Raw genomic sequence first — 24,895 nt, 5'->3', positions numbered from 1 at the left:
GCGAGCCACCACGGACCGCGTGCCGATCACGCCGGCGGACCGGGCGTGCCCCGATCGTGGCACGCGTCCGGCACCGTGCGCACTCCGGCTGCCCGGCGCCACCGGTCATGCGACGATGGGGCCATGAACACCGAGCCGGCGCCGAGATGGCGAAGACTGGAACCGGACGAGCGGAAGGAACAGATCTACGCTTGCGCGGCGCGGCTGTTCGGTGAACGTCCCTACTCCGAAGTGTCCACTTCGGACATCGCCGCGGCGGCCGGTGTCGCGCGGGGGCTGATCAACCACTACTTCGGCACGAAACGCGAGCTGTACCTGGAAATCATCCGCCGGGCGCTGACCGTGCCGCGGCTGGCCGTCGAGATCCTCCCGGACGGGCCGCTGGAACTACGGGCCGACGTCGCCATCGAATGGTTCCTCGACATGGTCACCAGCCAAGAGCGGATGTGGCTGGCCGCGATCGCGCCCGAGGGCATCGGGCGTGACCTCGAGGTGGAGCGCATCCTCGAGGAGGCCGACCGCGAATCCGCCGACCGCGTCCTGGAAGCCGTCGGGCTGTCGAGCGACAGCGAGCACGGCCCCGAGCTCAACGCGCTCGTGCGCGCGTTCGGCGGGATGGTGAAGTCCGCCGGCCGGGAATGGCTCGTGCGCGGTTCGCTGACCCGCGCCCAGGTGCACCTGCTGCTGTCCAAGTCGCTCGTCACGCTCGTCGGGGAGATCTTCCCGGCCATCCAGGCGGAACCGCCGCGCGCCGAGCCACCGGAACCGCGCCACGGCGATCGCGAGTAGCTCCCGGGCAGACCGAAGCCCCTGGCGCCACGAGGGGGAGGAGGGCGCCAGGGGCTCCGGGCCGGTGGACGGACCACCGACGCACGCCCACGGTACGCCGCGGCGCTGTCAAGTCGCTGTCAGCCCACGTCGCCCGGCTCGCGAAGCTCGTCCAGCCGGTGGGCGAGCCCGTCGAGACAGCGTTGGACGGCGTAGTCGTACAGCTGCGCGTAGTAGCCCGCCGCGAGGTCGGGATCGCCCATCAGGTCGTGCATCGCCGCGCCCAGCTCGGCCATCCCCGGCAGGTCGGCCCGCTCGCGGTAACTCGCGTACTCCTCGGTGTTGTCCAGGCGCCGGGCGAGCGCGCCGTCGCGGTCGTCCTCCATCGCGACGAACTGGCACGCCGTCATCAGCAGCAGGTTGTAGGCCAGCACGCTCTCGCGGCCGAAACCGGCGCGGAGCAGGACACCGATGCCCGCGTCGATGCTGCGCGAGGCGGCTTGGACGGACGGGCCGAACAGCGCGAGCCGCCGGGCGCAGCCCGGGTAGGACCGCAGCAGCGCGCGCAGCCCCGCGAGCAGCTCGGTGAACCACTCCTGCCACGGCAGGTCCTGGCCGGGCAGCTCCAGCAGGCCGACCACGCGGTCGACGACGGCGTTGACCACCGCGTCCCGGTCGCCGACGTGGTGGTAGATCACCGCCGGGTAGGCCTCGACCGCGCGGGCCAGCTCCCGCAGCGTCCAGTTGTCGAGGCCGCGCTCGCCGGTCAGCGCCGTCGCGGCGCCGATGATCCGGTCGGCCGTGAGCGCCGGCAGTCCCGCCGCGGCCCGCGACCGGGGACGCTGCCCGGTGCCCGAGGATGAGGTCGGCATGGGGCGTAACGGTAACGGCACGGGCCGTGCCGGTGCCAGGTCCGCACGGGTGCGGCAGGATCGGGGTATGGCACGTGCACAGGCCAACGGTCTCGAGCTCGAATACGACACCTTCGGCGACCCGGGCGACCCGCCGCTGGTGCTGGTGATGGGCCTCGGCGCCCAGATGATCACCTGGGAGGAGGACTTCTGCGCGCTGCTCGCCGGCCGCGGGTTCTTCGTCGTGCGCTACGACAACCGGGACGTCGGGCTCTCGACGTGGCTGGACGACCTGCCCGCGCCGGACCTGGCCGCACTGGCCGCCGGGGACCTGGCGACGGCGCCGTACCTGCTGTCGGACCTGGCCGACGACGCCGTCGGGCTGTTCGACGCGCTCGGCATCGCCAAGGCGCACGTCGTCGGCGCGTCGATGGGCGGGATGATCGTGCAGCAGCTGGCGATCGACCACCCGGACCGGCTGCTGTCGGTCACGTCGATCATGTCGACCACCGGCGACCCGGCGGTCGGCCGGGCCGAGCCGTGGGCGCTGGCGCTGCTGACGCGGCCGCCGGCGAACACGCGCGAGCAGGCCATCGCCGACAGCGTCGAGGGCTACCGGCGGCTGGGCTCCCCCGGCTACCCGGACGACGAAGCGTTCCTGCTGGCCAAGGCGGAACTGCACTACGACCGCGCCCGCCACCCGGCCGGCACGCTGCGCCACGCGGCGGCGGTGGTGGCCTCCGGCGACCGGACGGCGGCCCTGCGGTCGGTCCGGCTGCCGGCTCTGGTCGTGCACGGCGACGCCGACCCGCTGATCAACGTCAGCGGCGGCAAGGCGACGGCGGAGGCGATCCCCGGCGCCGAGCTGCTGGTCATCCCGGGGATGGGCCACAACCTGCCGCGCGCGGTCTGGCCGGAGCTGGCCGACGCGATCGAGCGCGTGACGGGTCAATAGCGCGTCAAGACCCCGGCGCCGGGCGTAGGGAACGTGTCCTGGCTCACCGCCGAGAGCAGCCGGCGGGTTCTGCTGGACGCATGAGTGGTGGCTTCGGGTTCCCGGTCGGCTGCGTGAGCGCGGTCGGCGCGGTGATCGTGGCGGATCTGGCCGGGGCGACGGGCCGGCCGTGGTACGCGCTGGTCGCGCTCGGTCCGGTGGTCGCCGTGACGGCGTTCCGGACGTCCGTCCCGGCCGCGCTCGGGGTCGCGGTGGTGGCGTGGGCGCTCGACTCCGGGTTCGTCCTGGGCCGCGCCGGGCAGCTGCGGTTCGACACGGCTTCGGCGATCGCGGCTTCGGTGCTGGCCTCGGCCCTGCTGGTGGGCGTGCTCGCCGCCGCGCTCAGCCGGGTGGTGCGTCCGGTCCGCATCCCGGCCCCGCGCCGCCCCGCGGAGGTCCCGGCCCGGCACGCGGTGGGCACGGCCGGCTGAGGGCCTTCAGCCGCGCGGGACGTTCGCGCGCCGGGCCGCCAGGGCCGCGACGATGCGCGGCAGGCCGGCCGGGTGGAGCGGGTCGATGCCCGTCAGGTCCCGGACCCGGCGCAGCCGGTAGTCGACGGTGTTCGGGTGGACGTGCAGCGTGGCCGCCGTCCGGCGGCGGTTCGTGTCCAGTTCCAGGTACGTCGAGAGCGTCTCGGTCAGCTCGGGGTGCGCGTCCAGCGGCGCGAGCACCGCCGCGAGCCGGTCGCGGGCCGCGCCCGGGCGGGTCAGCTGGTACTCGACCAGGACGTCGTCGAGGCGGTACAGGCCCGGCGGCCTGCCGAACCACCGCAGCACGTCGAGCACCTCGCCGGTCCGCGCGGCCACCTCGCGGACCTCCGGCGGCTCCGCGGGTTCGGCCGCCGCCAGCACGTCCACGCCCGCCGCGCGCCCGGCCGCTTCGGCCAGCGCGTGCCACTCCGGAACCGCCGACAGCCGCCCGGTCAGCGGCAGCAGCACCAGCCCGCCCGTGCCGTCCAGGGAAGCCAGGACGCCGTCGCCGCAGCACCGCTCGAACGCGGCGAGGAACCGGCGCAGCTTGCGGCGGACCGCGATCTCGGTGTCGACACCCGGCGACGCCTCGTCGGCGTGCGGGCCGAGCTCGACGCTGAGCACCAGGTACCGCGTCGGCAGCGTGATCCCGGCGCTGCGGGCGACGACGTCGACGGGACCGCCGTCGACGAGCACCGACAGCAGCGTCCGGCGCGCGGTGTGCTCCTGCCCGACCTTGGTGCGCAGCTCTTCCAGGTACGCCCGCGTGACCGCGCCGGTGACCGTGCCGACGAACCCGAGCACGCGGTCGGCGACGTCGAGCAGGTCGGCGACGTCCGCACGGCCCGCGTCGGCCGAGCCGACGGCGAGGATCTCCCGCGCGCCGACGTGGTACGCCGTCAGCACGGCCTCCAGCGGAAACCCCTCCTCGGCGCGGCGCACCGCGGACGCGCCGATCTGCCGCAGCTCGGCCTCGTTGAGCAGGCGATCCTCACGCAGGCTGCGTGCGAACGCGCGCACCGCCTGCCGGGTGATCCGCGCGATGTCGCCGGCCAGCTCCTCCACCGGCAGCCGCCGGTAGTCCGCGACCTCGGCCTGGATGCGGGTCAGCACGCGGGTGACCAGCTCGGGCTCCCGCAGCGCCAGCCGCTCGTGCACGCGCTGCCCGCCGAGGGCCAGGTCGGCGCCGGATTTGTGCTCCGTCACAACCGATGCCCCCGTTCTCTGCCCGGATTCCCAGTCAATCCGGCGCCCTCCGGTGCCGATGGTGTCACGGAAGCCAACCATCAGCACAACGTCAAGGAGGACGGCGTGCGAGTGAGGACGACGGCGTTCATCGCGATCATGGTCAGCGCGCTGGCCGTCACGACCGCGGGCACCGCGGCCGCGGACAGCGGCGAATACGTGGCACTGGGCGATTCCGCGGCGGCCGGGCCGCTGATCCTGCCCCCGGACCTCTCCTCCCCCGGCTGTCTCCGGTCACTGGCCGACTACCCGCACGTCGCCGCGAAGAGCCTCGGCGTGCCGCTCGACGACGTCACGTGCTCCGGCGCGACGACCGCGGACATGTACGCGCCGCAGCAGACGCAGGCCGGCGCGGTGCCCCCGCAGCTGGACGCGCTCGACGCGAGCACGCGGACGGTCACCGTGACCATCGGCGGCAACGACGTCGGCCTGGTCGGGGCCGCGACCAGCTGCATCAACCTGCTGCCCGGCATCAACCCGGACTGCGTCGACCGCTACACCGCGGGCGGGCACGACCAGCTGGCCGAGAAGATCGCCGCGTTCGAGCCGACGTGGGGCGCGCTGCTGGACGCCATCCACGCGCACGCGCCGAACGCGGCCGTGTTCGTCGCCGGCTACGGCACCTACCTGCCGCCCGGCGGGTGCTGGCCGATCGCGCCGCTCACCCCGCGGGACGCCGACTACATCCAGGGCAGCATCGACAAGACGAACGCCGCGCTGGCCCGGCAGGCGGCCGCGCACAACGCCCGTTACGTCGACATCCGGACGGCGTCGATCGGGCACGACGTGTGCAAGCTGCCCGGCGTCAAATGGTTCGAGAGCGTGGTGCCGACGTCGGTCGCGGCGCCGATGCACCCGAACGCCGACGGCATGCGCGGCATCGGCGCGGCCGTCGCGGCGGCGGTCAGGGGGTGAAGTCCCAGCGGGTGGCGCCGTACGGCTCGGCGGAGGCGACCCCGATGGCCCGCTCGAGCACGAGCCGGTACAGCGGCCAGGGCGGCGGCCCGGCGCTCGGCGCGCTGTACGGGGCCGTCAGCGCGTCGCCGTCCACGGTCGCGGGCCAGCCGCCGTCGCGGTAGACGGCCGCCACCCGTTCCAGGATCGCGGGATCGGTGACGCGCCGGGCCTCGCCCTCCATGGTGAGGTCGATGCCGTTCAGGCGGACCGAAACGGTGCACGCCGGGTTGGCCGCCAGGTTGCGGGCCCGGCGCGTGCCGGGTCCGCTCTTGAAGTACAGGACGCCGTCCACCCAGATGGCACCGACGCCCGCGGCGTGCGGCCGCCCGTCGGGCCGGACGGTGCCGACGAAGAACGTCAGGTTCTCCTTCGGTGTCTGGGTGGCGAGCAGGTCGCGCGCCCGGCTCCACGGCAGCTCCGCGGATCCGGACCGGTCGAGGTTCTTGGTGCTGGTGGGTTCGCTCATGCCCACGCGTCGAACGGGGAAGCGGCGGATCGACACGCGGCCGGAGGGAGTTTCGCGCGGCAGGTCGCCGGCCGGCCGGTGCGCTCCGGCGGGGTGCGGTCCCCCAAACGCTGAATTGGCTCGCCAAGCACGGTCCCGGCTGCCAGGCTGGGGCGGTACACGTCGTCTGTTCCGGAGGTAAGCATGAGTGAACCCAACCCGTCGCCGGCCGGCGAGGAGGACGACGTCAAGCGCAAGTTCCGGGAAGCGCTGGAGCGCAAGCAGGCCCACGCGCGCTCGGGAGCGACCCACGAGAACGGCGGCGGCAAGAACCAGCACGCCCACGGCCCGGCGGCCAACAAGCGCACGTTCCGCCGCAAGAGCGGCTGAGCCGGTTCCGTCCGCCGCCGGCCCCGGCGAAACCGCCCGGAAGGCTCCGGGCGGTTTCGCGTCTCTTCATCACGACGACCCGCTACGGCGTGAACGAACCCAGGTGGTCCAGGACCACGAACTCGCTTGCCGGGCTCGCCGCCGCCACGGCTTTGCGCAGCACCTCCAGCCCGCCGTTGGGATCGTGCGCCTGGCCCAGCGGCAGATCGAAATCATCCCAATGGGTCGCCGCGACGTAGCGGGGGTTGCCCAGCACGCGCAGCAGCCTCGGCACGTACTGCGTCACCTTCGCGCCGCCCACGGGCAGCAGCAGCACGTCCGGGCGCAAGCCCGCCAGCTCGGACTCGACGTAGTTCGAGCCGCCGAAGTTCAGCACGCTCGCGCCGCCGCCCGACACCGCGTACGCCAGCGTGCCGCCCTCCACCAGGTCCGCGATCACGCGCGGGCGGTCTCGGCGGGACAGTGGCCGCGAACCCGGGAACGGCACCTGTGCCCGGGCGCCCACCGCCGAGTGCAACGAGCGCAGCACCCGGACCGCGTAGCCGTCGAACGTCAGGTCCTCGCCGCCGCTCGCGATCGCCAGCTGGTCCTCCGGGGTGCCCAGCGCGGCCATGAGACTCAAATGCGTCTCAGTACCGATGACCGTCGCGCCCGTGCGTTTTGCCAGGTAAGGGACGTCCGTCAGGTGGTCGTAATGGCCGTGGGTGACGAGGATGTGCTTCGCCCGCAGGAATCCGCGATCGAGGTAACCGTCGATCAGCGCGCGGTTGACCGTCAACGGCGTGCGCGGGTCCGCGCCCGCCGGCGTGTACGTGCCCGTCTTGAAGCGCGTCAGCCACGGGTCGATGAGGATCGTCACGCCCGGCAGGACGATCTCCCAGCTGTTGTTCCCCCACCACCGCAACGTCATCCGCGAAGTGCCCGTCGCCGCCGAAGCGGGGGTGACCCCGGCGAGAACCGAAGCCGCCACCGCGCCGACGCCGAACAGCCCGCGTCTGCTGAGTCCTGTGTCCATGCCGGGCACGAGACCACGAACCGGGCCGCGCTGTCCAAGATCGGCACGGCGGCATGTCGATAGGTGACCGGCTATCGTCGCAGCGTGGACCATCTCCGTTCGCTGCGGTACTTCCTGGTCGTCGCCGAAGAACTGCACTTCGGCCGCGCTGCCGACCGGCTCGGCATCGCGCAGCCACCGCTGAGCCAGCGCGTGAAGCGGCTCGAAGCCGAGCTGGGCGCGAAGCTGTTCGACCGCGGCCGCCGCGTCACGCTCACCGAAGCAGGCGAGGTGCTACGCGCCGAAGCGCGGGATCTGCTCTCGCGCTGGGACCGCATGACGGCGCTCGTCGCGAAGGCCGAACGCGGCGAGATGGACGCCCTGCGCGCGGGGGTCCCGCCGGAGCTGCCCGGCCGGATGCTGGCCGCGATCCTGACGCGGTTCGCCGAGGAGTGCCCCGCCGTCCGGCTGGACCTGCAGGAGCTGACGACCGCGGAACAGGCCCGGCTGCTCGCCGACCGCGCGCTCGACGCCGGGCTGCTGCAGCTGCCGGCGGACGTGGTCGGGCTCGACCTCGGACCCGCGATCGACACGCCGCTGGGCGTGCTCCTGCCCCGCGACTCGCCGCTGGCCCGGCGCGCGTCGCTGCGGCTCGAGGACCTGGCCGGCGAAGGGCTGGTCCACTCGCCGCGCGCGGCGGCGCCCGGCAGTTACGACGCCCTGCTGCGCACGTGCTGGGACCACGGCTTCCGCCCGGCCTCGATCCGGCACGCGCGCAATCCCGAGTTCGTGCTGGGCCTCGTGCTGGCGGGGCACGGCGTGGCGTTCGAGCCGGCCGCGCGCAAGGAGCCCCGGGTGGTGTGGCGGCCGCTGGCGGGCGACGTGCTGCGGGCGCGCACGGCGTTCGCGTGGCCGTCGACGAGCCCGCACCCGCAGGCGGCGACCCTGGCCGGGATCGCGGCCGACGTCCTGAAGGACGACGGTGTCTCGAGGATCGTGCCGGAGCCGAAGGAGACCCGGCCGTGGGACGTGTTCTACGAACGCAGCTGATCCACCGCCGCGCGGGCGGCGTCGCCGATCGCCCGGTCGATGTCCGGGCGTCGCAGCGTTTCCGCTCCGCCCACCGTGAACACCGCGACCGCGTACGCCGCGCCGTCCGGGTACGTCGCTATGCCGATCTCGTTGCGGATTCCGGGCATCGTGCCCGTCTTGCCCGCCACCGCCACCTCCGGCGGGAAGCCCGCCGTCAGGCGGTGCCAGCTGACCTGCGCCGCCATCCAGCCGCGGACCCGGGCGCCCGGGCCGGGGTCCGCCCAGATCGCCGCCAGCAGACGCGTCATGTCGCGCGGGGTCGTCGACGAAGTCCGTGACGGGTCCAGTGCCCGCAACGGCCGTCCCGCCGCCTTGTCCGCCATGATCGTGCGCAGCACGTCGCGTGGTGCGCCGATGATCGACGTCCGCGACAGGCCCAGCTCCGCCAGCAACGACCGGACGTTCTCCACGCCCACCCGGTCGAACAGCAGGTCCGCCGCCGTGTTGTCCGAGACCGACAGGGCCAGCAGCGCCGCGTCGCGCAGGCTGTACGAGACGTCGTCCGCGAAGCCCGCCGAACCGGTGCCGCCCAGGCGATCCGCCGCCGTGGCGTGCACCCGGTCCGCGGGGTCGAGCAGGCCCGCCGCCACCTGCCGGGCGAACTCCAGCGCCAGCGGCACCTTCACCACCGACGCCAGCACGACCGGCGTGTCGGCGCCGACCTCCACCGACGCCTCGGAACCGAGACGGCGGGCGTGCAGGAAACCCCGCACGCCCGCCGCCGCGAAGATTTCTTCGGGAGACGGACTCACACCGTCATGATGGACCGCAGCCGCCCGATCTCCGCCATCCGCCGCTCCGCGAGCCGGTCGGCCGCCGTCGCCGGGGGCACACCCTCGGTGTCCGCCAGCGCGAACACCGCCTTCGTCGTGTCGAAGATGGCCGTCGTCTTGCGCTTCGCGCGCTCGAAGTCGAACCCGTGCCGCTCGTCGTCGACCTGGATCACGCCGCCGGCGTTGACCAGGTAGTCCGGCGCGTACAGGATGCCGCGGTCGGCGAGCTGCTTGTCGACGCCCGCGTGCGCGAGCTGGTTGTTCGCCGCGCCGCAGACGATCCGGGCGCCGAGCACCGGCACGGTCTCGTCGTTCAGCACACCACCCAGCGCGCACGGCGCGAACACGTCCAGTTCGGATCGCAGCAGGGTGTCCACATCGGACGCCACCTGGACGTGCGGGTACACCGAGCGGGTCCGCTCGATGGCCGGGGCGTAGACGTCGGTGATGGTCACCTGCGCGCCCGCCTCCACGAGGTGGCCGACGAGGATGTGCCCGACCTTGCCGACGCCGGCCACGCCGACGCGCTTGCCGGCCAGGTCCGGGCTGCCGAACACGTGCTCGGCCGACGCGCGCATGCCCTGGAAGACGCCGTACGCGGTGAGCACGGACGAGTCGCCGGCCCCGCCGTCCTCGGGCGAGCGGCCGGTGACGTACTGGCACTCGCGGGCCACGACGTCCATGTCCTGCACGTACGTGCCCACGTCGCACGCCGTGATGTAGCGGCCGCCCAGGGACTGCACGAAACGCCCGTACGCGCGCAGCAGCGCTTCGGACTTGAGCGTCTTCGGGTCGCCGATGATCACGGCCTTGCCGCCGCCGAGGTCGAGCCCGGCCAGCGCGTTCTTGTACGCCATGCCCTTGGACAGCGCGAGCACGTCGTCGAGCGCGTCCGCTTCGGTGGCGTACGGGTGGAAGCGCGTCCCGCCCAAGGCGGGCCCGAGCGCGGTGGAGTAGATGCCGATGATGGCCTTCAGGCCACTGGCCTCGTCGTGGCAGTACACGACCTGTTCGTGCCCGGTGCCCCGGGCGAACACTCCTTCGGTCACGGTGGTGACTCCTTTGTCTCCCGCGCCCGGTTTCGTGGCCGGGACGCGCTTCACGGGGTTTGCGGGAACCCGCCGCGGAGGTCGTCCGCCCGGGTGCCCGGCACCAACCTAGATCCCTTCCGCCCGCCGGACCAGTGGAGGTCCCGCGATACGGGCCGGTAACCGGCGGGATCAGCCCCTGACCACCTTGCCCAGGGTGGTCATCGCCGTCTCGAGCTGCGTGTCCGACAGGTACGGCGCCGGGCCGAAGCGCAGGTACGGCCCGCGGCTGTCGGTGCTCACGCCTTCGGCGGCCAGCGCGGCCCGCAGCCCGGCGGCGTCGGCGCAGCGCAGCGAGAGGAACCCGCCGAGCCGCTCCAGCGGGATCGAGCGGTCCCGCGTGACGACGTCGTCGGGCAGCCCCAGCGAGTCGAACACCGACGCCAGCAAGCCCACCTGGTGCTGGGACACCTCGCGCAGGAACTCCGGCGTGAGGCCCTGCTCGGCGAAGAACCGCTGGACCCGGACGCCGCGGTAGTGGCTCGCCGGGTCGTAGGTCGCGCCGGCGAACCGGTCGCCGCCGATCGCGTACGGGACAGCCCCGGGGTGGCGCTCGTCGGCGAGCGCGCCGAACTCGGCGTACCAGCCGGTGATCACCGGCCGCAGCTCCTGCGCGTGCGCAGGCAGCCGCAGGAAGCAGTTGCCCTCGCCGAGCTGCAGGTACTTGTAGCCGCCGCCGAGCACCCAGGCGTTGGTGAGCCCGAGGTCGTGCAGCGGGAACGGCACCACGCCGAGCGCGTGGTAGGCGTCGACGACCAGCTCGATCGAGCGGCCGCGGCAGACGTCGGCCAGGTGCGCGAGCCCCGGCACCAGCCTCGACGTCTCGAAGAGCACGGCCGACACGAGCACCGCCGCGGTGCCGTCGGTCACCTCCGCGGCGACCCGCTCGGCCAGCGTGGTCACCGGGTCCAGCGGCACCCGGACGACCTCGACACCTTCTTCCTCGAGCCGGGCGAGCTGGCGGCGCAGCGTGTGGAACTCGCCGTCGGTGGTGACCAGGCGCGGTCTTCGCGGCAGCTCCACCGCCGAAAGGAACCGCAGCACCAGGTCGTGCGTGCTGGCGCCGAGCGCGTACTCGCCGTGCGGATCGCCCAGCAGCAGCCGGAACCCCGCGCGCAGCCGGTCGGCCTTGGCGAACGCGCGCTCCCATTTCTCGTCGACGTCGCGGGCGGCGTCCGCGAAGGACTCCAGGAGCCCCTCCTCCGCGACGTCCGGCCACGCCTGGTGCGAGTGCCCGGACAGCAGCAGTCGCTCGGCCACCCCGAACCGGGAGTAGTGCGGGGCGAGCGCGTTGTCGTCGCCGCGCAGGTCGTCCAAAGTGGTCACAGTCGGCTCCGTACGGCCCAGAGATCCGGGAACATCGGCTGGAAAAGCGTGGTACGCAGGTAGGTCGCGCCGGATGATCCTCCCGTCCCGGTCTTGTCGCCGATGGTGCGTTCGACCATCTTCACGTGCCGGTAGCGCCACTCCTGCATCCCTTCGTCGAGATCGACCAGACATTCCGCGACGACCGACGGTCCGCCGTCGTCGCTGTACACGTCCAGCAATATCGCCTGCAGGGCCGGGGACGGCTCCACCGGTCGAGTGACGTCTCGGTCACATTCGACGGAATAGCCAGAAGCCTTGAGATACGCGAGAAAAGAGTCGAACAACGACGGCCGCGCCATCGCTTCGGCAATGCGTTTCCGCTGCTCGCCGCCTTCGGGGTAGTGCGCGAACACGCGCTCGTCACGCCGCCCCAGCACGGCTTCCAGCTCGCGGAACTGGGCCGACTGGAAGCCGCTCGAAGCGTCCAAACGGGTGCGGAAACTGGTGAACTGGCTGGGCGTCATGGTTTCCAGCACGTCGATCTGCGCGACGGCGACCTTGAGGATCGTGAGGATCCGGCGCAGCGTGCGGATCGAGTGGGCGGTATTGCCCGCTTCGAGGTTTTCCTGCAGGAATGTCAATTCGTGCAGGATCTGCTTGAACCACAGCTCGTACACCTGGTGGATCACGATGAACAGCAGCTCGTCGTGCTCGTCGGACCGCATGCGCTGCGCGTTCAGCACCTCGTCCAGCGCGAGGTACGAGGTGTAGCTCAAGGCTTCCTGTGTGGCTTGGCTGTGTTCGGTCATCCCTTGGTCACCTCGTCGAAATGGCGCTGAGCGGAGTCCGCGAGCGCGGTGTACAGGTCGTGGAACAGCTCGACCGCCGCCGCCCGGCGGTCCGGGGCGGGCACCAGGTCGGCGGGCAGCTCCGGGTCGAGCGACGGGAACGCCCGGAACGTGTGCACCAGGCGCGTCCGGACGTCGAACGCTTCGGCGTCGGACAGGTCCTTCCCCGCGTACCCGCCGAACTGGTCGACGAACGCGGTGTACCGGGCGGCCAGGTCGTCGAGGTCCCAAGCCCGGCCGGCGAACCGGCGGACGTCCAGCGCGGCCGACGGCCTGCCGAGCAGCAACCCGGCGTGCTCGGTGACGGCCAGCTCGCCGAGCAGGGCGACGACCTCGGCCTCGCGGTCGTGCGGGGCGATCCAGGTGCCGTCGGAGTAGGGCCCGAACCCGAGGAACCGCAGCCTCCGGACCAGGCGTTCCCTGGCCTGCCGGCGGCTCTCCGGGATGCTCTGCCACAGCACCGTCCACTCGCCGGCGGCCCGCTCGCGGCGGCCGAGGGAGAAGATCCGGTGGTCGCCGTCGGCGAGCAGCGCGATGGTGCGGCGGGTCAGCGAGTAGTGCACGGTCCGGCCTTCGCGATGGCGTTCCAGGAGGCCGCGGCGCACGAGCCGGGTCAGCGCGATCCGGGCCGCGCCGTCGGAGAAGCCCAGCTCGGCGAGCACCGCGACCAGGCCGCCGGACCACACCCGCCGGGTCTCGCGCGGGTGCACGTAGCTGCCCAGCAACGTCACGACCAGCTCCTGGGGGCCGGCTTCGAAGGCATCGGCGGGCATGAACGCAACTCTATACACCTCAGGCCGCTGCGGTGTAGCTTGATTTGCGTGACGTACTTCGCGGACCTCAGCTCGCCGCAGGTCGCCGCGCTCGCGGACGGCCCCCGCGTCCCGGTGCTGCTGCTGCCGCTGGGCGCGATCGAGCCGCACGGCCCGCACGCGCCGCTGGGCACCGACCCGCTGATTTCGCGCGGGATGTGCGAGCGCGCGGCCGAGCGGCTGGCGGCCGACGAGGACGTGCACGTCCTGGTCCTGCCCGAGGTGCCCTACGGCGTGACAAGGTTCGCGGCCGGGTTCGCCGGCGGCGTCCACATCGGCGAGGAGACGCTGCACTCGCTGCTGGTGGACGTCGGGTCCGCGCTGATCGGGCAGCGACTGCGCCGGATCCTGCTGGTCAACAACCACTTCGAGCCCGCGCACCTGGTCACGCTCCGGCGTGCGGCGGAGACGCTGAACTTCGCCTACGACGGGCGCGTCGCCCTGCTCGACCTGGTCCGGCGGCGGCACGCGCGGCGGCTGACCGAGGAGTTCCGGTCCGGCGAGTGCCACGCGGGCCGGTACGAGACGTCACTGGTGCTGGCCGACCGGCCGGAGCTGGTCGACCAGGCGCTGATGCGGACGTTGCCGCACGTGCCGGTCAGCCTGGCCGCCGCTCCCGGAGACGGCGGCTTCCAGGCCATGGGCATGACCGAGGCGTACTGCGGCAAGCCGGCCGAGGCGACCGCGGAAGAGGGCACCGAGACGTTCTCGACGTTGACCGACCTGCTGGTGGAAGCGATCCGGGAGCTGGCCGGTGAGTGAGCCGTTCAACCTCGCCACCCACTTCCTCGACCGGCACGTCACCGAGGGCCGCGGCGAGCGGACCGCCCTGCTGGTCGGCGACCGCGCGGTCAGCTACGCCGAGCTGGCCCGGCTGGCCAACCGCGTCGGCAACGTGCTGCGTGACGCCGGTGTCCGAAGAGGACAGCGGGTGCTGCTGGCGTTGAGCGACGGCGACGAGTTCGTCGCCACCTGGTACGGCGCGCAGAAGATCGGCGCGGTCACCGCCGAGGTCTACCCGTTCCTGCAGCCCAAGGACTACGCGTACTACCTCGGCTACACCGAAGCCGTCGCGGTGATCGCGGACGCCGTCACGCTGCCCGCCCTGCGCGCGGCGGGTGCGCGGAACCTGCTGGTCACCGGCGTACCGGAGCACGAGCTGCGACCCGGCGAGCGTCCATTCCGGACACTCGTCGACGCGGCACCGGACGTCCTCGAAGCCGCACCGACCACAGTGGACGACATCGGCATCTGGAAGTTCACCACCGGCAGCACCGGCGCGCCCAAGGCGTGCGTGCACCCGCTGCGCAGCCCGCTCGAAAGCTTCGAGCGGTACGCGGTCCAGGTGCTCGGGCTGCGGGAGGGCGACCGGATCCTGGCCGTGCCGAAGCTGTTCTTCGGGTACGCGCGCGACCTGGTGGCGCTGTTCCCGTTCGGGGTCGGCGCGGCCGGGATCGCCTTCGCCGAACGCAGCACGGCCGACCTGATCTTCGCGCTGATCGCGAAGTACCGCCCGACCGTCCTGGTCAACGTGCCGACCATGATGAGCGCGATGGTCGCGCACCCGGCCGCGGCCGGGCAGGACCTCGGCTGCCTGCGGATGACGACGTCGGCGGGCGAAGCACTGCCCTCGCAGCTGCACCGGAAGTGGGACGCGACGTTCGGGGTGCCGGTCGTGGACGGGATCGGCTCGTCGGAGGCGTACCACATCTACCTGTCGAACCGGCCGGGCGAGGCGAAGATCGGCACGCTCGGCACGCCCGTGCCCGGGTACACCGCCCAGGTCGTCGACGAGCTGGGAAACCCGTTGCCGGACGGGGAGATCGGGCCGCTGCGGGTGACCGGTCCGACGATCGCGCTGGAATACCACGGCGACCCGGAGAAGTCCGCGAAGACGTTCGACGGCGACACGCTCACCTCCGGCGACCTGTTCAGCCGGGACGCCGGCGGGTTCTTCCGCCACCACGGCCGCGCCGACGCGCTGCTCAAGGTCGGCGGGGTGTTCGTCGCGCCCGGCGAGATCGAGGACTGCCTGCTCGGCCACCCGGCGGTGCTGGACTGCGCCGTGGTCGGGCACGAGACCGGCGGCCTGGTCGTGCCGCGCGCGTACGTCGTCCTGCGCGGTGATGCCGAGGTGGCGGCGGACGAGCTGAAAGACCACGCGAAAGCCCACCTGGCCAAGCACAAGTACCCCCGCGAGGTCGTGTTCATGACGGAACTTCCCCGTACCGCCAACGGAAAGCTCGACCGGCGCGCGCTGGCGGCCCGCTCGTGAGCCGCCTGGTCGTCGTCACGGGCGGCACGCGCGGCATCGGCGCGGCGATCGCCGCCCGGTTCCGCGCCGCGGGCGACGAGGTGCGCGCGCCCGGCCGCGCCGAATGCGACGTCACCGACGAGCGGGCCGTGACGGATTACTTCGCGTCGGCGGGGCCGGTGGACGTGCTGGTGAACAACGCCGGGATCTCCTCGAGCGCGCCGGCGGCCAAGACGTCGCTCGACGACTGGCGCGGGCAGTTCGAGGTGAACGCGACCGGCGCGTTCCTGTGCACCCGGGCGGTGCTGCCGGGGATGCGTGAGCGCGACCGCGGCCGGATCGTCACGGTCGCGTCGACGGCGTCCCACGCCGGCTACCGCTACACGGCCGGGTACACGGCGTCGAAGCACGCCGCGGTCGGGCTGATGCGCGCGGTCGCGGCGGAACTGGCGGGCACCGGCGTCACGGCGAACGCGGTGTGCCCGGCGTTCGTGCGCACCGGCATGACGGCGGCGTCGGTGGCGCGGATCCGCGAACGCACGGGCCGCGATCCCGCCGAAGCGGAGGCGGCGCTGGCGGCGGCGTCCCCGCTCGGCAGGCTGCTCGAACCGGAGGAGGTGGCGTTCGCCGTCGCCTTCCTGGCGGCGCCGGAAGCCGCCGCGATCAACGGCCAGACCCTCGTACTCGACGGCGGAGGAATCCAGAAATGAGCCCGTTCCGCGCGACCGCGCCCCTGACGAAGGAGTGGGAGCACTTCGAGTTCACGGTGTCCGGCGGGGTGGCGACCGTGACGTTCACCCGCCCGGACAAGCTGAACGCGCTGACCTTCGACGTCTACGCCGACCTGCGCGACCTGGTCACCGAGCTGCCGCAGCACGAGGACGTGCGGGTGCTGGTGATCACCGGGCGGGGCCGCGGCTTCTGCTCCGGCGGCGACGTCGAGGAGATCATCGGCGAGCTGCAGAAGTTCGAGACGGCGCAGCTGCTGGAGTTCACGCGCATGACGGGCGCGGTGGTGAAGGCGCTGCGCGAGTGCCCGCTGCCGGTGATCGCGGCGGTCAACGGCGTCGCGGCGGGCGCGGGCTCGGTGATCGCGCTGGCCAGCGACTTCCGCCTGCTGGCCGAGTCGGCGAAGTTCGCGTTCCTGTTCACGAAGGTCGGCCTGGCCGGCGCGGACATGGGCTCGGCGTACCTGCTGCCCCGCCTGGTCGGCCTGGGCCGCGCGACGGAGCTGCTGATCCTGGGCGACAAGATCCCGGCGGCGCGCGCGGCGGAGATCGGGCTGGCTTCCCAGGTGGTCCCGGACGACGAGCTGGCCTCGACGGCGTCGGCGTTGGCGCGCCGCCTGGCGGACGGCCCGGCACTGGCGTACGCGACGACGAAGGTGCTGCTGACCCGGGAGCTGGACATGGACCTGGGCAGCGCGATCGAGCTGGAGGCGATCACGCAGGCGCTGCTGATGACGGCCAAGGACCACAAGGAGTTCTACGCGGCGTGGACGGCCGGGCGGGAACCCCGCTGGACGGGCCGCTAGGGCACGATCTCACCGAGGCCGATGAGGTTGCCTTCGCTGTCGCGGAACCAGGCCGCGCGCTCGCCCGTGCCCTTGCTCGGGTAGTTGCCGCGGATCTCCACGATTGCGCCGTCCCCGTAATCCTCGAACACCACGCCACGGTCCCGCAGCGCCGCGACCGTCTCGTCGAGGTCGTCGACGTAGAACGCCACCTGCGTGAACGACCCGTCGGACGCGCCCGACGACGCATACAGGCAGAACACGCCCGAAACACCCTCGTACCGCAGGCCGCCTTCGCGCTCCTCCGCCGGCTCGAGGCCCAGCTTCTCGCGGTACCAGCGGCGGGCGCGGGCCAGGTCCTGCGTCGGGAGGCGGGCTTCGAAGCGCAGGTTGGTCAGCATCACCCGATGCTAGCCGTCACCGCGATCGCCGACTCCTCCAGCGAGCCGAAATACAGCCTGCCCCGCCATTCGCGGACGCCCACCAGCATGTGGAAACCCGGGATCTCGCCGCGCAGTTCCCGCGCCACCGCACCGTCGGCCGTCACGCCCAGCACGCCCACTTCGCGGCCCGGCCGCGGCTGCAGCGACGCCGGAAGCGCCCGGATCCCCGCCCGCAGGAACGGCGGCAGCCGGCGGGCCACGTCCAGTGCCGGCACCCGCGGGGACGCCTGCGTGATCCAGATCAGCCCGTCCGAGCCCGTCGAGATGTTGTCCGGGAAGCCCCACAGCCCGTCGGCGAGCACGTCCGTGCGGCCGTCGTCCAGCCAGACCCGGGACACCCGGAACGCGCCCGTCTCGGCCACCGCGACGAACGACTCGTCCGGGGCCAGCGCGACGCCGTTCGCGAACTGGAGGCCGTCGAGCAGCAGGTCGATCTTCCCGTCCGGGGTGCGGCGCAGGAGCCGGCCGCCCGCGGTCTGCTCGATCAGGTCGGCACGCCACCGGTCGATGCCGAACCGGCGTGAGGAGTCCGTGAAGTACACCGTGCCGTCCGCCGCCACCGCCGCGTTGTTGCAGAACACGAAGTCCAGCCCCAGCGCGGACGTGGCCAGGGTCGTCACCGCGCCACCCGGAAGCGGGACCACCAGCAGGCCCGCGCGGGCGTCGCAGACCAGCAGCTCGTCTTCGCCGTACAGCTCCAGCCCGAGCGGGCGGCCGCCGGTGTCGGCGATGACGTCGATGCGTTTGCCGTCGGGCGACAGCCGCAGGATCCGCCCGTCGTCGACGCCGGTGTAGATCCGGCCTTCGCCGTCGACCACGACGTCTTCGGGGCCGTGCCCGTTCACCGGGAAGAGCGTGACTTCGCCGAACCGCATCGGGTGTCTCCTACCGGTAGGTGAGCAGCTGGGCGGCGTCCGCTTCGAAGTGCGGATGCTCGTTGAACGACAAGAGCGTGACTCCGCCGCGCCCGGACACCAGCTTCGTGATCCCGCCGTTGACCGTGACGCGGTTGAGCTTGAGCAGCCCGGTTTCGGGCGTCCCCAGCAGCAGGCCGCAGAGCGTCGCGATCACGCCGCCGGAGGTGAACACCAGCGCGTGCTCGCCCTTGCCCAGCGACGTCACCAGGTCTTCGAGGGCACCGCGGCAGCGCGCGAGGAAGGCGGGCCACGTCTCGGCGCACGGCCCGTCCGCGCCGGCCGCCGTCCACGCCGTGAGGGCGGCGTCCAGGACGCCTTGGTAGGCGCGGGAGTCCTCCTGCGGCGCGCCGCCGGCGTGGTGCCGGGCGATGTCGACGTGGTCGTACTCGTTCCAGCGCGGGTCCTCGACCACCGGCACGTCGGTGCCGAGGACCTTCAGCGCCGTGGCCGCGGTGTCCCGCTGCCGCGCCAGCGTCCCCGACCGGATCCGGCTGAAGGAGACGTTGCGCCGCAGCAGTTCCGCACCGACCACAGTGGACTGCTCGAAGCCACGCGGCGACAGCGCGTCGTAGTCGGACGCGCCGAAGGACGCCTGCCCGTGCCGGACCAGGTAGATCGCGCCCACTCAGCCACGTCCCTTCGCGATGATCTCGCGGCAGCGCCAGTCGAGGTAACCGACGAACTGCCAGAAGTCCTTGAACGCCGGGTTGCGCGTGGCACCGTCGTGGTAGCGCCGGTACAGCTGCTGCAGCACCGCGGCGAGCCGGAACAGGCCGTAGACCTCGTAGAACCGCCAGTCCCCGACCGCGAGCCCGGTCTTCCCGGCGTAGCGCGCGACGAACTCTTCGCGCGTGAGCATGCCCGGCAAGTGCGTCGGCTGGCGGCGGCCGGCCCGCATGACCTCGTCGTCGTCGGCCTGGACCCAGTAGGCCAGTGTGCTGCCCAGCTCCATCAGCGGGTCGCCGAGCGTGGCCATCTCCCAGTCGAGCACGCCGGTGATGTTCAGCGTCGACGGGCCGTCCAGGACGAGGTTGTCGAGGCGGTAGTCGTTGTGGATCAGGCAGATCCTGACCTCGGCCGGCTGGTTGTCCGCCAGCCACGCGCGGACCTCGGCGAAGTCGCCGACGTTGTCCGTGCGCGCCGCGACGTACCGGTCCGACCAGCCGCGGATCTGCCGCGAGACGTAGCCCGCGCCCTTGCCGAGGTCCGCCAGTCCCGCGGCTTCGACGTCGACGGCGTGCAGGTCCACCAGCCGGTCGACCACCTTGCCGGACAGCTCGCGCGCCCGCTCCGGGCTCAGCTCGAGACCGGCGGGCAGGTCGCCGCGCAGGATCAGGCCGTCCAGCTTCGCCATGACGTAGAAGTCGCCGCCGAGCACGGCCGGGTCGTCACCGAACGCGATCATCTCCGGGACGTACGGGAACACCGGCTTGAGCGCGTGCTGCACGCGGTACTCGCGCCGCATGTCGTGCGCCGAGGCGGCTTTGCGCCCGGCGGGCGGGCGGCGCAGGATCAGCTCGCGGTCCGGGTAGGTCAGCAGGTAGGTGAGGTTCGACGCGCCGCCGGGATACTGCCGGACGCGCGGCGGCTCGGCGCCGAGGCCGTCGACCTTCGTGCGCAGCCACTCGTGCACCGCGGCGACGTCGAAGGCGTCCTCCGCGCAGACCTCGCCCGCGGCGTTCACGCGAACTTCCGCAGCAGCGAACCCGGCACCGCCCGCATCACGAGGCTCAGCGGCACCCACGGCCACGCCGGGACGTACGCGCGAGCGGGCTCGGACTCGATCGCCTTGACCAGGGCGCGGGCGCCGCTGTCGGCCTTGGCCAGCAACGGGTTGCGGCCGATCCGGTCGTTCATCTCCGACTCGATGTAGCCGGGCCGGACGTCGGTGACCTTGATGCCCTTGCGGCGCAGCTCGTGCCGGGTGCCGTCGGCGAACGCCGAGATCCCGGCCTTCGACGCGGCGTACGCGGTCAGGTTGCCCGGCAGCCCGCGGATCGCGCTGAACGACGAGATCACCACCAGGTGCCCGGCGCCCTGCTCGCGGAAGATCCCGGCGGCCGCCTCGATCTGGGCGGCCGCGGCGACGAAGTTGACCTCCAGCGTCTGGCGGTTGGCGTCGAAGCGGCCCTTGCCGACCGGCTGCCCCTTGCCGAGCCCGGCGTTCACGATCACCCGGTCGAGGGACCCCAGCTCGGCGCGGAATTCGGCGAAGACGGCGAACACGCGGTCGTGGTCGGTGACGTCGAGCGTGCGCGTGACGACCTTGATCCCCGGGTGCGCGGCTTCCAGCTCCTTCGCGAGGTTCTCGAGGCGTTCGGTGCGGCGGGCGCACAACGCCAGGTTGCGGCCCTCCGCGGCGAACCGGCGGGCCATGCCTTCGCCGAGCCCGCTGCTCGCGCCGGTGATCAGGATGTTCTTCCGGAGCGTCATGCCGGCATGCTACTGGAGAGTAACCGCGGAGCGAAGCTCCTGGTGGCGGGTGGACGGCGGCGGCAAGACCGGTGGCCCGGCGCTGGGGGCGTCGCCGGGCCACCGGTCATCGCGCGGCCACCGCGGCCGGTCGCACGACGCGGCCGGGTGAGCCGGAGCCGGAACCGCTTTCACGGCCGTTCGCCGGCGCCCGGATGGGCCGTGAGGGGAGGCGGGGCCACCGGCGCAGGCAAGTCATACAAGCGCGTCCGCCCAGGCCGGGGCAATGGTTCACAGTTGCCAGTACTAGCCCGTTCGCCCGAGCGGACGCTGTCGCCGCGGCCGGCAGGCGAGCCCGCGTGGCGGGCGGGCGGATCCTGCTACCGTGCACCGTGTCGGAGATCGGCGGGGGACGATACGGGACGGTCGGATCGGCGATGGCGGGCAGCACGGCGGGCGGCCGGCAGGGTGAGCGCACCGCGTTCGCCACGCAGCTGCGCGCGGCGATCGCCACCAGCGGGCTCTCGCTCGACCGGATCCAGGCGCGGCTGCGGGCGCGCGGCGTCGTCGTCAGTGTCACCGCGCTGAGCTACTGGCAGTCGGGCAAGCGCCAGCCGGAGCGGCAGAGCTCGCTGTCGGCCGTGCGCACGCTCGAAGAAATCCTCGACGTCCCCGCCGGGTCGCTGCTCGGGCTGCTGCCGCCGCCCCGGCCCCGCGGCGGCGCGGGCAAACGCCAGGCCGGCGAACCCATGACGTTCCCGCGCGAAACGCTCCAGCCGCTGCTGGACAAGGTCGGCGCGCCGGATGCGCTCGACCGGCAGCACCCGCTCAAGCTCGTCGGGCTGCACGACCTGTGCGAGATCGCCGGCGACGGCGGCCAGCGCGCGGTGACCGCCCGCGCGGTGTTCCAGGCCGGCGCGGACGGCCAGGACCGGTGGCTGCTCGTCTACACCCAGGACGACCCGGCGGCCGGCCCGCCGGAGCTGCACGCGGTGCGCAACTGCCGGGTCGGGCGCGCGGAGGTCGACGAGGCACACGGGCTGATCGTCGCGGAGCTGGTCTTCGACCGGCCGATCGACCGCGGCGAGACGCACCTGATCGAGTACACGCTGACCAACGGCGGGCCGCCGTACCCGGAGTGCCGCAACACCTACTACCGCGAGTTCCGCCGCCCGGTGCGCGAGTACCTGCTGGAGGTCCGGTTCGACCCGGGAACGGCACCGGACCGCTGCTGGCAGTACGCCGACGGCGCGACCGGCGCCCGCACCCGCCGCCCCTTGAAGCTCGACGGCGGCGACGGCGTGCACGCGGTGGCGCTGGACTTCGGCCCGGGCGTGTTCGGCATCGACTGGGACTGACGTCAGCCGCGGTGGGCGGCCGCGATCGTGGCCAGCTCCGTGCGGTTCGCGATGCCCAGCTTCGCGTAGACGTGCGCCAGGTGCGTCTTCACCGTGCCGCGGCTCATGAACAGCCGCGCGCCGATCTCCGGGTTCGTGCAGCCCCCGGCCGCCAGCTTCACGACCGCCAGCTCGGTCGGGGTCAGGCTCCCCCAGCCGCTCGACGGGCGGCCGCGCGCGCCTCGCGTCCGGCGGACGAACGCGACGACGTCGTCGAGGCTCATCGGCTCCTCGTCCGTCGTCAGGCCGAGCGCGTCCAGCTCGGCCTGATCGCCCGGGCGGCGGGGGAAGCCCAGCTCGGCGCGGGCCCGGGACGCCGAGACGAGCACCCGGGCGGCGTCGGCCTCACGGCCGGTGCGGGCGAGGACCGCGGTCAGCGCGTCCAGGCCGGCCAGGACGCCCAGGCGCAGGCCGTGGTCGAGGCGGAGCGTCAACGCCTCGTGGTGCAGCTCGGCGGCCTCCTCCGGCGCGGCCAGGTACCCCTGCTGATCGAGTGCGTCGGCCAGCGCCGAGGGCAGGCCCCAGCGGCGGGTCAGGTCGACGGCGGTGGCGACGACCTCCGCGGCCTCCGCACGCCGGCCGAGCGCGCGCAGCACGGCACCGCGCTGGGCGAGCCCCTGCGCCGCCATGTACGTCCCGGGCACGGCTTCGCGCGCGAACCAGCGCTCGGCCTCCGTAAGCTCGCCGCGGCGCCAGTACAGCTCGCCCAGCACGCCCGCCATGCCCGGCACGAAGACGTCCCCGGCGGCCGAAACCAGTTTCCGGAACGGGTCCATCACCCGGAACCCCGCGTCGACGTCGCCGGCCAGGCAGTGCACCATCGCCAGCCGGCACAGCGTCGTGTTGACCCGGTGGAAGTCGCCGAGCGGCGCGGCGACCTCGACCGCCCGCTCGGCGAGTTCGCGTGCCCGCGGCAGGTCCGCCGCGGCCAGCGCGCTCGCCGACTGGACACTGAGGACAGTCGACGCCAGGCCCCGGTCACCCCGGGCCAGGAGGCCTTCGGCCGCTTCGGCGAGCAACGGATCGGCTTCGCCGTGCCGGTCTCGCGCGTGGAGGCTGATCCCGCGCAGCAGCAACGCGCTGTCGCGGGCGAAGCTGTCGGACTCCGCGGCTTTCCCGGCTTCGAGCGCGATGTCCCAAGCCGCGTCGAAGTCCGTGTACAGGTGGCCGAGCGCGGTCAGCGACAGACAGCGCGCGCGTAGCCGCGTCTCGCCGAGTTCGGTGGCCAGGTCCAGGCCCTGCCGCGCGGCTTCGACGTCGAACGGCGCGGTCGTGTCCGCGACCAGTCCCATGCCGGTGAGCAGCCGGGCCTGCAGCACCGACCGCTCGTCCGGGCACCGCGCGACGGCCCGCTTCAGGAACGCCAGGCCCTCGTGGCCGCGGCCCCGCAGGTTCCACAGCCACGCGACGGCGGCGGCGAGCCGGCGGCCCCGCGTGGGATCGTCCTGGGCCAGCCCCCACTCCAGCGCCGCGCGGAAGTTGTCCCGCTCCGGCTCCATCCGCGCCCGCCAGGCGTCCTTGTCTCGGTCGAGGCCGGGCTCGGCGGCTTCGGCGAACGCGAGGAAGTGGTCGAGGTGGCGGTCGCGCGCGGCCTCGGTCTCCCCCGCCTCGGCCAGCCGGGCCGCCGCGTACTCGCGCAGCGTCTCCAGCAGCCGGTAGCGCCCGTCTTCGGCGACGACGAGGGACTTGTCGACCAGCCGGCCCAGCGACGGCAGCACGGCCGGGCCACCGGCCGCGTCGAGCGTGAACCCGCCCGCGAAGACGGCGAGCCGGCGGAACACCGCCCGGTCTTGGGCGGTGAGCTGGTCGTGGCTCCAGGCGATCGAGGCTTCGAGGGTCTGCTGCCGTTCCGGCACCCCGCGCGGGCCGCGGGTGAGCAGGGCGAACCGGTCGTCGAGGCCGGCGTCGACCTGGTGCGGCGTCAGGGTGCCCAGCCACGCCGCGGCCAGCTCGACGGCCAGCGGGATGCCGTCGAGCCGGGTGCAGACCGACCGGACGGCGGCCGCGCTGGAACCGTCCAAAGTGAACAGTGGCCGCACCGCGGCCGCCCGTTCGACGAACAGCGCGACGGCGTCCTCGACGGCCAGCGGCGGCACCCGCCACACCGTCTCGCCCGGCACGCCGACGGGTTCGCGGCTGGTCGCCAGCACCGCGACCTCGGGGCAGGAGCGGAGCAGTTCGACGACGAGGTCGGCGACGCCGTCGAGGACCTGTTCGCAGTTGTCGAGGCAGAGCAGCACGCGCCGGTCGCGCAGCCGGTTCGCGACCGAGCGGGCGGCGCCGGCTCGCGGCTCCACCGGCACGCCGAGCGTCGCGGCGACCAGCTCGGCGACCTCGGCGCGCCCGGTGACGGCGTCCAGCTCCGCCCACCACACCCCGTCGGGCCACCGTGCCGCCGCCGCGGCCGCGACCTGCGCGGCCAGCCGCGTCTTGCCGCTGCCGCCCGGCCCGGCGAGCGTGACGAGCCGTCCGCCCGCGAGCCGGGCGCCGGCTTCGCGGGCCTCGGTTTCGCGGCCGACGAACCCGGTGAGCTGCACCGGGAGGTTGTGCGGCACGGCGCCGAGCGAGCGCAGCGGCGCCGGAGTCCCGCCGAGCTGGAAGATCCGCTCCGGCGCGGTGAGGTCGGCCAGCCGGTGGACGCCGAGGTCGTGCAGGGTGACGCCGTCGAGGGCGGCCGCGGCCGGGGCGGAGACGAGCGTCCGGTCGTCGGCCAGCTCGCGCAGCAGCTCGCAGCGCCGGACGGCGGGCCCGGTCGGCGTGCCGTCGTCGCGGAGCCAGGCCTCGCCGGTGTGGAGCGCGGCGGGGCCGCCGGTCAGCGTCGCGAGCGCCGCTTCGGGCGTCGCGAAGGCGGCCGCGGGCGCGTCCCCCGCGCACAGGATGGTGACCGTGCCGGCGGGCAGGAGTTTCGTCTCGGTCATGGCCCG

Annotated in this window: 26 protein-coding genes; 11 read left to right on the top strand and 15 right to left on the bottom strand. The window is 73.3% G+C overall.

Annotated features, from left to right (window positions below; translation table 11 throughout):
- The first annotated feature begins 123 nt into the window (after positions 1 to 123).
- A complete protein-coding gene (locus tag BT341_RS16535) occupies positions 124 to 789 on the top strand; it encodes a TetR/AcrR family transcriptional regulator (protein ID WP_072477161.1) in 666 nt (221 codons plus the stop codon).
- Between the two features lie 119 nt (positions 790 to 908).
- Here the strand turns inward: BT341_RS16535 and BT341_RS16530 are convergent, their stop codons facing one another.
- Positions 909 to 1,640: a TetR/AcrR family transcriptional regulator gene (locus BT341_RS16530; RefSeq protein ID WP_072477160.1), complete on the bottom strand. Its 732-nt coding sequence runs from the start codon at positions 1,638 to 1,640 to the stop codon at positions 909 to 911.
- A 67-nt stretch (positions 1,641 to 1,707) separates the two neighbouring features.
- On the opposite strand from BT341_RS16530, the gene BT341_RS16525 reads away from it, so the two are divergent.
- Positions 1,708 to 2,574: an alpha/beta fold hydrolase gene (locus BT341_RS16525; RefSeq protein WP_072477159.1), complete on the top strand. Its 867-nt coding sequence runs from the start codon at positions 1,708 to 1,710 to the stop codon at positions 2,572 to 2,574.
- An 80-nt stretch (positions 2,575 to 2,654) separates the two neighbouring features.
- Positions 2,655 to 3,044 (top strand): hypothetical protein, encoded by a 390-nt coding sequence (locus tag BT341_RS16520; protein ID WP_072477158.1) that lies wholly within the window; start codon positions 2,655 to 2,657, stop codon positions 3,042 to 3,044.
- 6 nt (positions 3,045 to 3,050) lie between these two features.
- Here BT341_RS16520 and BT341_RS16515 read toward each other — a convergent pair whose 3' ends face one another.
- Complete coding sequence (locus BT341_RS16515) at positions 3,051 to 4,289, bottom strand: PucR family transcriptional regulator (protein ID WP_072477157.1); 1,239 nt, start codon at positions 4,287 to 4,289, stop codon at positions 3,051 to 3,053.
- Positions 4,290 to 4,400: 111 nt separating this feature from the next.
- Between BT341_RS16515 and BT341_RS16510 the strand changes: the two genes are divergently transcribed.
- On the top strand, positions 4,401 to 5,243 hold the full coding sequence (locus BT341_RS16510; protein ID WP_072477156.1) for an SGNH/GDSL hydrolase family protein: 843 nt from the start codon (positions 4,401 to 4,403) through the stop codon (positions 5,241 to 5,243).
- On the opposite strand, the gene BT341_RS16505 is transcribed toward BT341_RS16510, so the two are convergent.
- The gene (locus tag BT341_RS16505) at positions 5,233 to 5,751 is read right to left on the bottom strand and encodes a pyridoxamine 5'-phosphate oxidase family protein (protein WP_072477155.1); all 519 of its coding nucleotides are present in this window, start codon (positions 5,749 to 5,751) and stop codon (positions 5,233 to 5,235) included. The two genes, BT341_RS16510 and BT341_RS16505, sit on opposite strands and share 11 nt — an antisense overlap.
- A gap of 183 nt (positions 5,752 to 5,934) precedes the next feature.
- Here BT341_RS16505 and BT341_RS16500 point away from each other — a divergent pair, with 183 nt between their 5' ends.
- A complete protein-coding gene (locus BT341_RS16500) occupies positions 5,935 to 6,120 on the top strand; it encodes a DUF5302 domain-containing protein (protein ID WP_072477154.1) in 186 nt (61 codons plus the stop codon).
- A gap of 82 nt (positions 6,121 to 6,202) precedes the next feature.
- Here the strand turns inward: BT341_RS16500 and BT341_RS16495 are convergent, their stop codons facing one another.
- On the bottom strand, positions 6,203 to 7,135 hold the full coding sequence (locus BT341_RS16495) for an MBL fold metallo-hydrolase (RefSeq protein ID WP_072477153.1): 933 nt from the start codon (positions 7,133 to 7,135) through the stop codon (positions 6,203 to 6,205).
- An 84-nt stretch (positions 7,136 to 7,219) separates the two neighbouring features.
- Here BT341_RS16495 and BT341_RS16490 point away from each other — a divergent pair, with 84 nt between their 5' ends.
- Positions 7,220 to 8,164, top strand: a complete 945-nt coding sequence (locus tag BT341_RS16490; protein ID WP_072477152.1) for a LysR substrate-binding domain-containing protein — start codon at positions 7,220 to 7,222, stop codon at positions 8,162 to 8,164.
- Here the strand turns inward: BT341_RS16490 and BT341_RS16485 are convergent.
- From BT341_RS16485 to BT341_RS16465, 5 genes are all read right to left on the bottom strand, one after another.
- Positions 8,149 to 8,958 (bottom strand): serine hydrolase, encoded by an 810-nt coding sequence (locus BT341_RS16485; protein WP_072477151.1) that lies wholly within the window; start codon positions 8,956 to 8,958, stop codon positions 8,149 to 8,151. The two genes, BT341_RS16490 and BT341_RS16485, sit on opposite strands and share 16 nt — an antisense overlap.
- Positions 8,955 to 10,028, bottom strand: coding sequence for a Glu/Leu/Phe/Val dehydrogenase dimerization domain-containing protein (locus tag BT341_RS16480; RefSeq protein WP_072477150.1), 1,074 nt, complete (start codon positions 10,026 to 10,028; stop codon positions 8,955 to 8,957). Before BT341_RS16480 ends, BT341_RS16485 begins: the two co-directional genes overlap by 4 nt.
- A 171-nt stretch (positions 10,029 to 10,199) precedes the next feature.
- Positions 10,200 to 11,393 (bottom strand): kynureninase, encoded by a 1,194-nt coding sequence (locus tag BT341_RS16475; protein WP_072477149.1) that lies wholly within the window; start codon positions 11,391 to 11,393, stop codon positions 10,200 to 10,202.
- Positions 11,390 to 12,184, bottom strand: coding sequence for a tryptophan 2,3-dioxygenase (locus BT341_RS16470; RefSeq protein WP_072477148.1), 795 nt, complete (start codon positions 12,182 to 12,184; stop codon positions 11,390 to 11,392). Before BT341_RS16470 ends, BT341_RS16475 begins: the two co-directional genes overlap by 4 nt.
- The gene (locus BT341_RS16465) at positions 12,181 to 12,996 is read right to left on the bottom strand and encodes a PaaX family transcriptional regulator (protein WP_072477147.1); all 816 of its coding nucleotides are present in this window, start codon (positions 12,994 to 12,996) and stop codon (positions 12,181 to 12,183) included. Before BT341_RS16465 ends, BT341_RS16470 begins: the two co-directional genes overlap by 4 nt.
- Before the next feature lie 48 nt (positions 12,997 to 13,044).
- On the opposite strand from BT341_RS16465, the gene BT341_RS16460 reads away from it, so the two are divergent.
- The 4 genes from BT341_RS16460 to BT341_RS16445 are packed head-to-tail and all read left to right on the top strand — an operon-like array spanning position 13,045 to position 16,823.
- Complete coding sequence (locus BT341_RS16460; RefSeq protein WP_072477146.1) at positions 13,045 to 13,797, top strand: creatininase family protein; 753 nt, start codon at positions 13,045 to 13,047, stop codon at positions 13,795 to 13,797.
- Complete coding sequence (locus BT341_RS16455; RefSeq protein ID WP_072477145.1) at positions 13,790 to 15,310, top strand: benzoate-CoA ligase family protein; 1,521 nt, start codon at positions 13,790 to 13,792, stop codon at positions 15,308 to 15,310. Before BT341_RS16460 ends, BT341_RS16455 begins: the two co-directional genes overlap by 8 nt.
- Positions 15,307 to 15,999 (top strand): SDR family NAD(P)-dependent oxidoreductase, encoded by a 693-nt coding sequence (locus BT341_RS16450; protein WP_072477144.1) that lies wholly within the window; start codon positions 15,307 to 15,309, stop codon positions 15,997 to 15,999. The genes BT341_RS16455 and BT341_RS16450 overlap by 4 nt, the downstream gene beginning before the upstream one ends.
- Entirely contained in the window at positions 15,996 to 16,823 is an 828-nt protein-coding gene (locus BT341_RS16445; RefSeq protein WP_072477143.1) for an enoyl-CoA hydratase family protein, read from the top strand. The genes BT341_RS16450 and BT341_RS16445 overlap by 4 nt, the downstream gene beginning before the upstream one ends.
- Here the strand turns inward: BT341_RS16445 and BT341_RS16440 are convergent.
- From BT341_RS16440 to BT341_RS16420, 5 genes are read right to left on the bottom strand one after another with little or no spacing between them, the layout of a single operon-like run.
- A complete protein-coding gene (locus BT341_RS16440) occupies positions 16,820 to 17,203 on the bottom strand; it encodes a VOC family protein (protein WP_177328822.1) in 384 nt (127 codons plus the stop codon). The two genes, BT341_RS16445 and BT341_RS16440, sit on opposite strands and share 4 nt — an antisense overlap.
- Positions 17,203 to 18,120 carry an SMP-30/gluconolactonase/LRE family protein gene (locus BT341_RS16435; RefSeq protein WP_072477141.1) on the bottom strand — a complete coding sequence of 306 codons (918 nt, stop codon included), beginning with the start codon at positions 18,118 to 18,120 and terminating at the stop codon, positions 17,203 to 17,205. The genes BT341_RS16440 and BT341_RS16435 overlap by 1 nt, the downstream gene beginning before the upstream one ends.
- A gap of 10 nt (positions 18,121 to 18,130) precedes the next feature.
- Positions 18,131 to 18,787 (bottom strand): histidine phosphatase family protein, encoded by a 657-nt coding sequence (locus tag BT341_RS16430; protein WP_072477140.1) that lies wholly within the window; start codon positions 18,785 to 18,787, stop codon positions 18,131 to 18,133.
- Entirely contained in the window at positions 18,788 to 19,846 is a 1,059-nt protein-coding gene (locus BT341_RS16425) for a phosphotransferase family protein (protein WP_072477139.1), read from the bottom strand.
- Positions 19,843 to 20,595, bottom strand: coding sequence for an SDR family oxidoreductase (locus BT341_RS16420; protein ID WP_072477138.1), 753 nt, complete (start codon positions 20,593 to 20,595; stop codon positions 19,843 to 19,845). The genes BT341_RS16425 and BT341_RS16420 overlap by 4 nt, the downstream gene beginning before the upstream one ends.
- Before the next feature lie 416 nt (positions 20,596 to 21,011).
- Between BT341_RS16420 and BT341_RS16415 the strand changes: the two genes are divergently transcribed.
- A complete protein-coding gene (locus tag BT341_RS16415) occupies positions 21,012 to 21,932 on the top strand; it encodes a hypothetical protein (RefSeq protein WP_072481988.1) in 921 nt (306 codons plus the stop codon).
- A gap of 2 nt (positions 21,933 to 21,934) precedes the next feature.
- Here the strand turns inward: BT341_RS16415 and BT341_RS47290 are convergent, their stop codons facing one another.
- Positions 21,935 to 24,889, bottom strand: a complete 2,955-nt coding sequence (locus tag BT341_RS47290) for a helix-turn-helix transcriptional regulator (protein ID WP_072477137.1) — start codon at positions 24,887 to 24,889, stop codon at positions 21,935 to 21,937.
- Positions 24,890 to 24,895 lie beyond the last annotated feature (6 nt).

Source organism: Amycolatopsis australiensis (assembly GCF_900119165.1).
Lineage (GTDB): Bacteria > Actinomycetota > Actinomycetes > Mycobacteriales > Pseudonocardiaceae > Amycolatopsis > Amycolatopsis australiensis.
Note: the sequence above shows the minus strand (reverse complement) of the source record. Positions and strands in the feature narration are given on the sequence as shown.

Bases quoted from the DNA above. Each gene is read 5' to 3' on its own strand.
- BT341_RS16415 (WP_072481988.1), top strand. From the start codon at position 21,012: ATGGCGGGCAGCACGGCGGGCGGCCGGCAGGGTGAGCGCACCGCGTTC.
- BT341_RS16445 (WP_072477143.1), top strand. From the start codon at position 15,996: ATGAGCCCGTTCCGCGCGACCGCGCCCCTGACGAAGGAGTGGGAGCAC.
- BT341_RS16520 (WP_072477158.1), top strand. From the start codon at position 2,655: ATGAGTGGTGGCTTCGGGTTCCCGGTCGGCTGCGTGAGCGCGGTCGGC.
- BT341_RS16505 (WP_072477155.1), bottom strand. From the start codon at position 5,751: ATGAGCGAACCCACCAGCACCAAGAACCTCGACCGGTCCGGATCCGCG.
- BT341_RS16470 (WP_072477148.1), bottom strand. From the start codon at position 12,184: ATGACCGAACACAGCCAAGCCACACAGGAAGCCTTGAGCTACACCTCG.
- BT341_RS16530 (WP_072477160.1), bottom strand. From the start codon at position 1,640: ATGCCGACCTCATCCTCGGGCACCGGGCAGCGTCCCCGGTCGCGGGCC.
- BT341_RS16495 (WP_072477153.1), bottom strand. From the start codon at position 7,135: ATGGACACAGGACTCAGCAGACGCGGGCTGTTCGGCGTCGGCGCGGTG.
- BT341_RS16535 (WP_072477161.1), top strand. From the start codon at position 124: ATGAACACCGAGCCGGCGCCGAGATGGCGAAGACTGGAACCGGACGAG.
- BT341_RS47290 (WP_072477137.1), bottom strand. From the start codon at position 24,889: ATGACCGAGACGAAACTCCTGCCCGCCGGCACGGTCACCATCCTGTGC.
- BT341_RS16465 (WP_072477147.1), bottom strand. From the start codon at position 12,996: ATGCCCGCCGATGCCTTCGAAGCCGGCCCCCAGGAGCTGGTCGTGACG.
- BT341_RS16500 (WP_072477154.1), top strand. From the start codon at position 5,935: ATGAGTGAACCCAACCCGTCGCCGGCCGGCGAGGAGGACGACGTCAAG.
- BT341_RS16435 (WP_072477141.1), bottom strand. From the start codon at position 18,120: ATGCGGTTCGGCGAAGTCACGCTCTTCCCGGTGAACGGGCACGGCCCC.
- BT341_RS16440 (WP_177328822.1), bottom strand. From the start codon at position 17,203: ATGCTGACCAACCTGCGCTTCGAAGCCCGCCTCCCGACGCAGGACCTG.
- BT341_RS16420 (WP_072477138.1), bottom strand. From the start codon at position 20,595: ATGACGCTCCGGAAGAACATCCTGATCACCGGCGCGAGCAGCGGGCTC.
- BT341_RS16525 (WP_072477159.1), top strand. From the start codon at position 1,708: ATGGCACGTGCACAGGCCAACGGTCTCGAGCTCGAATACGACACCTTC.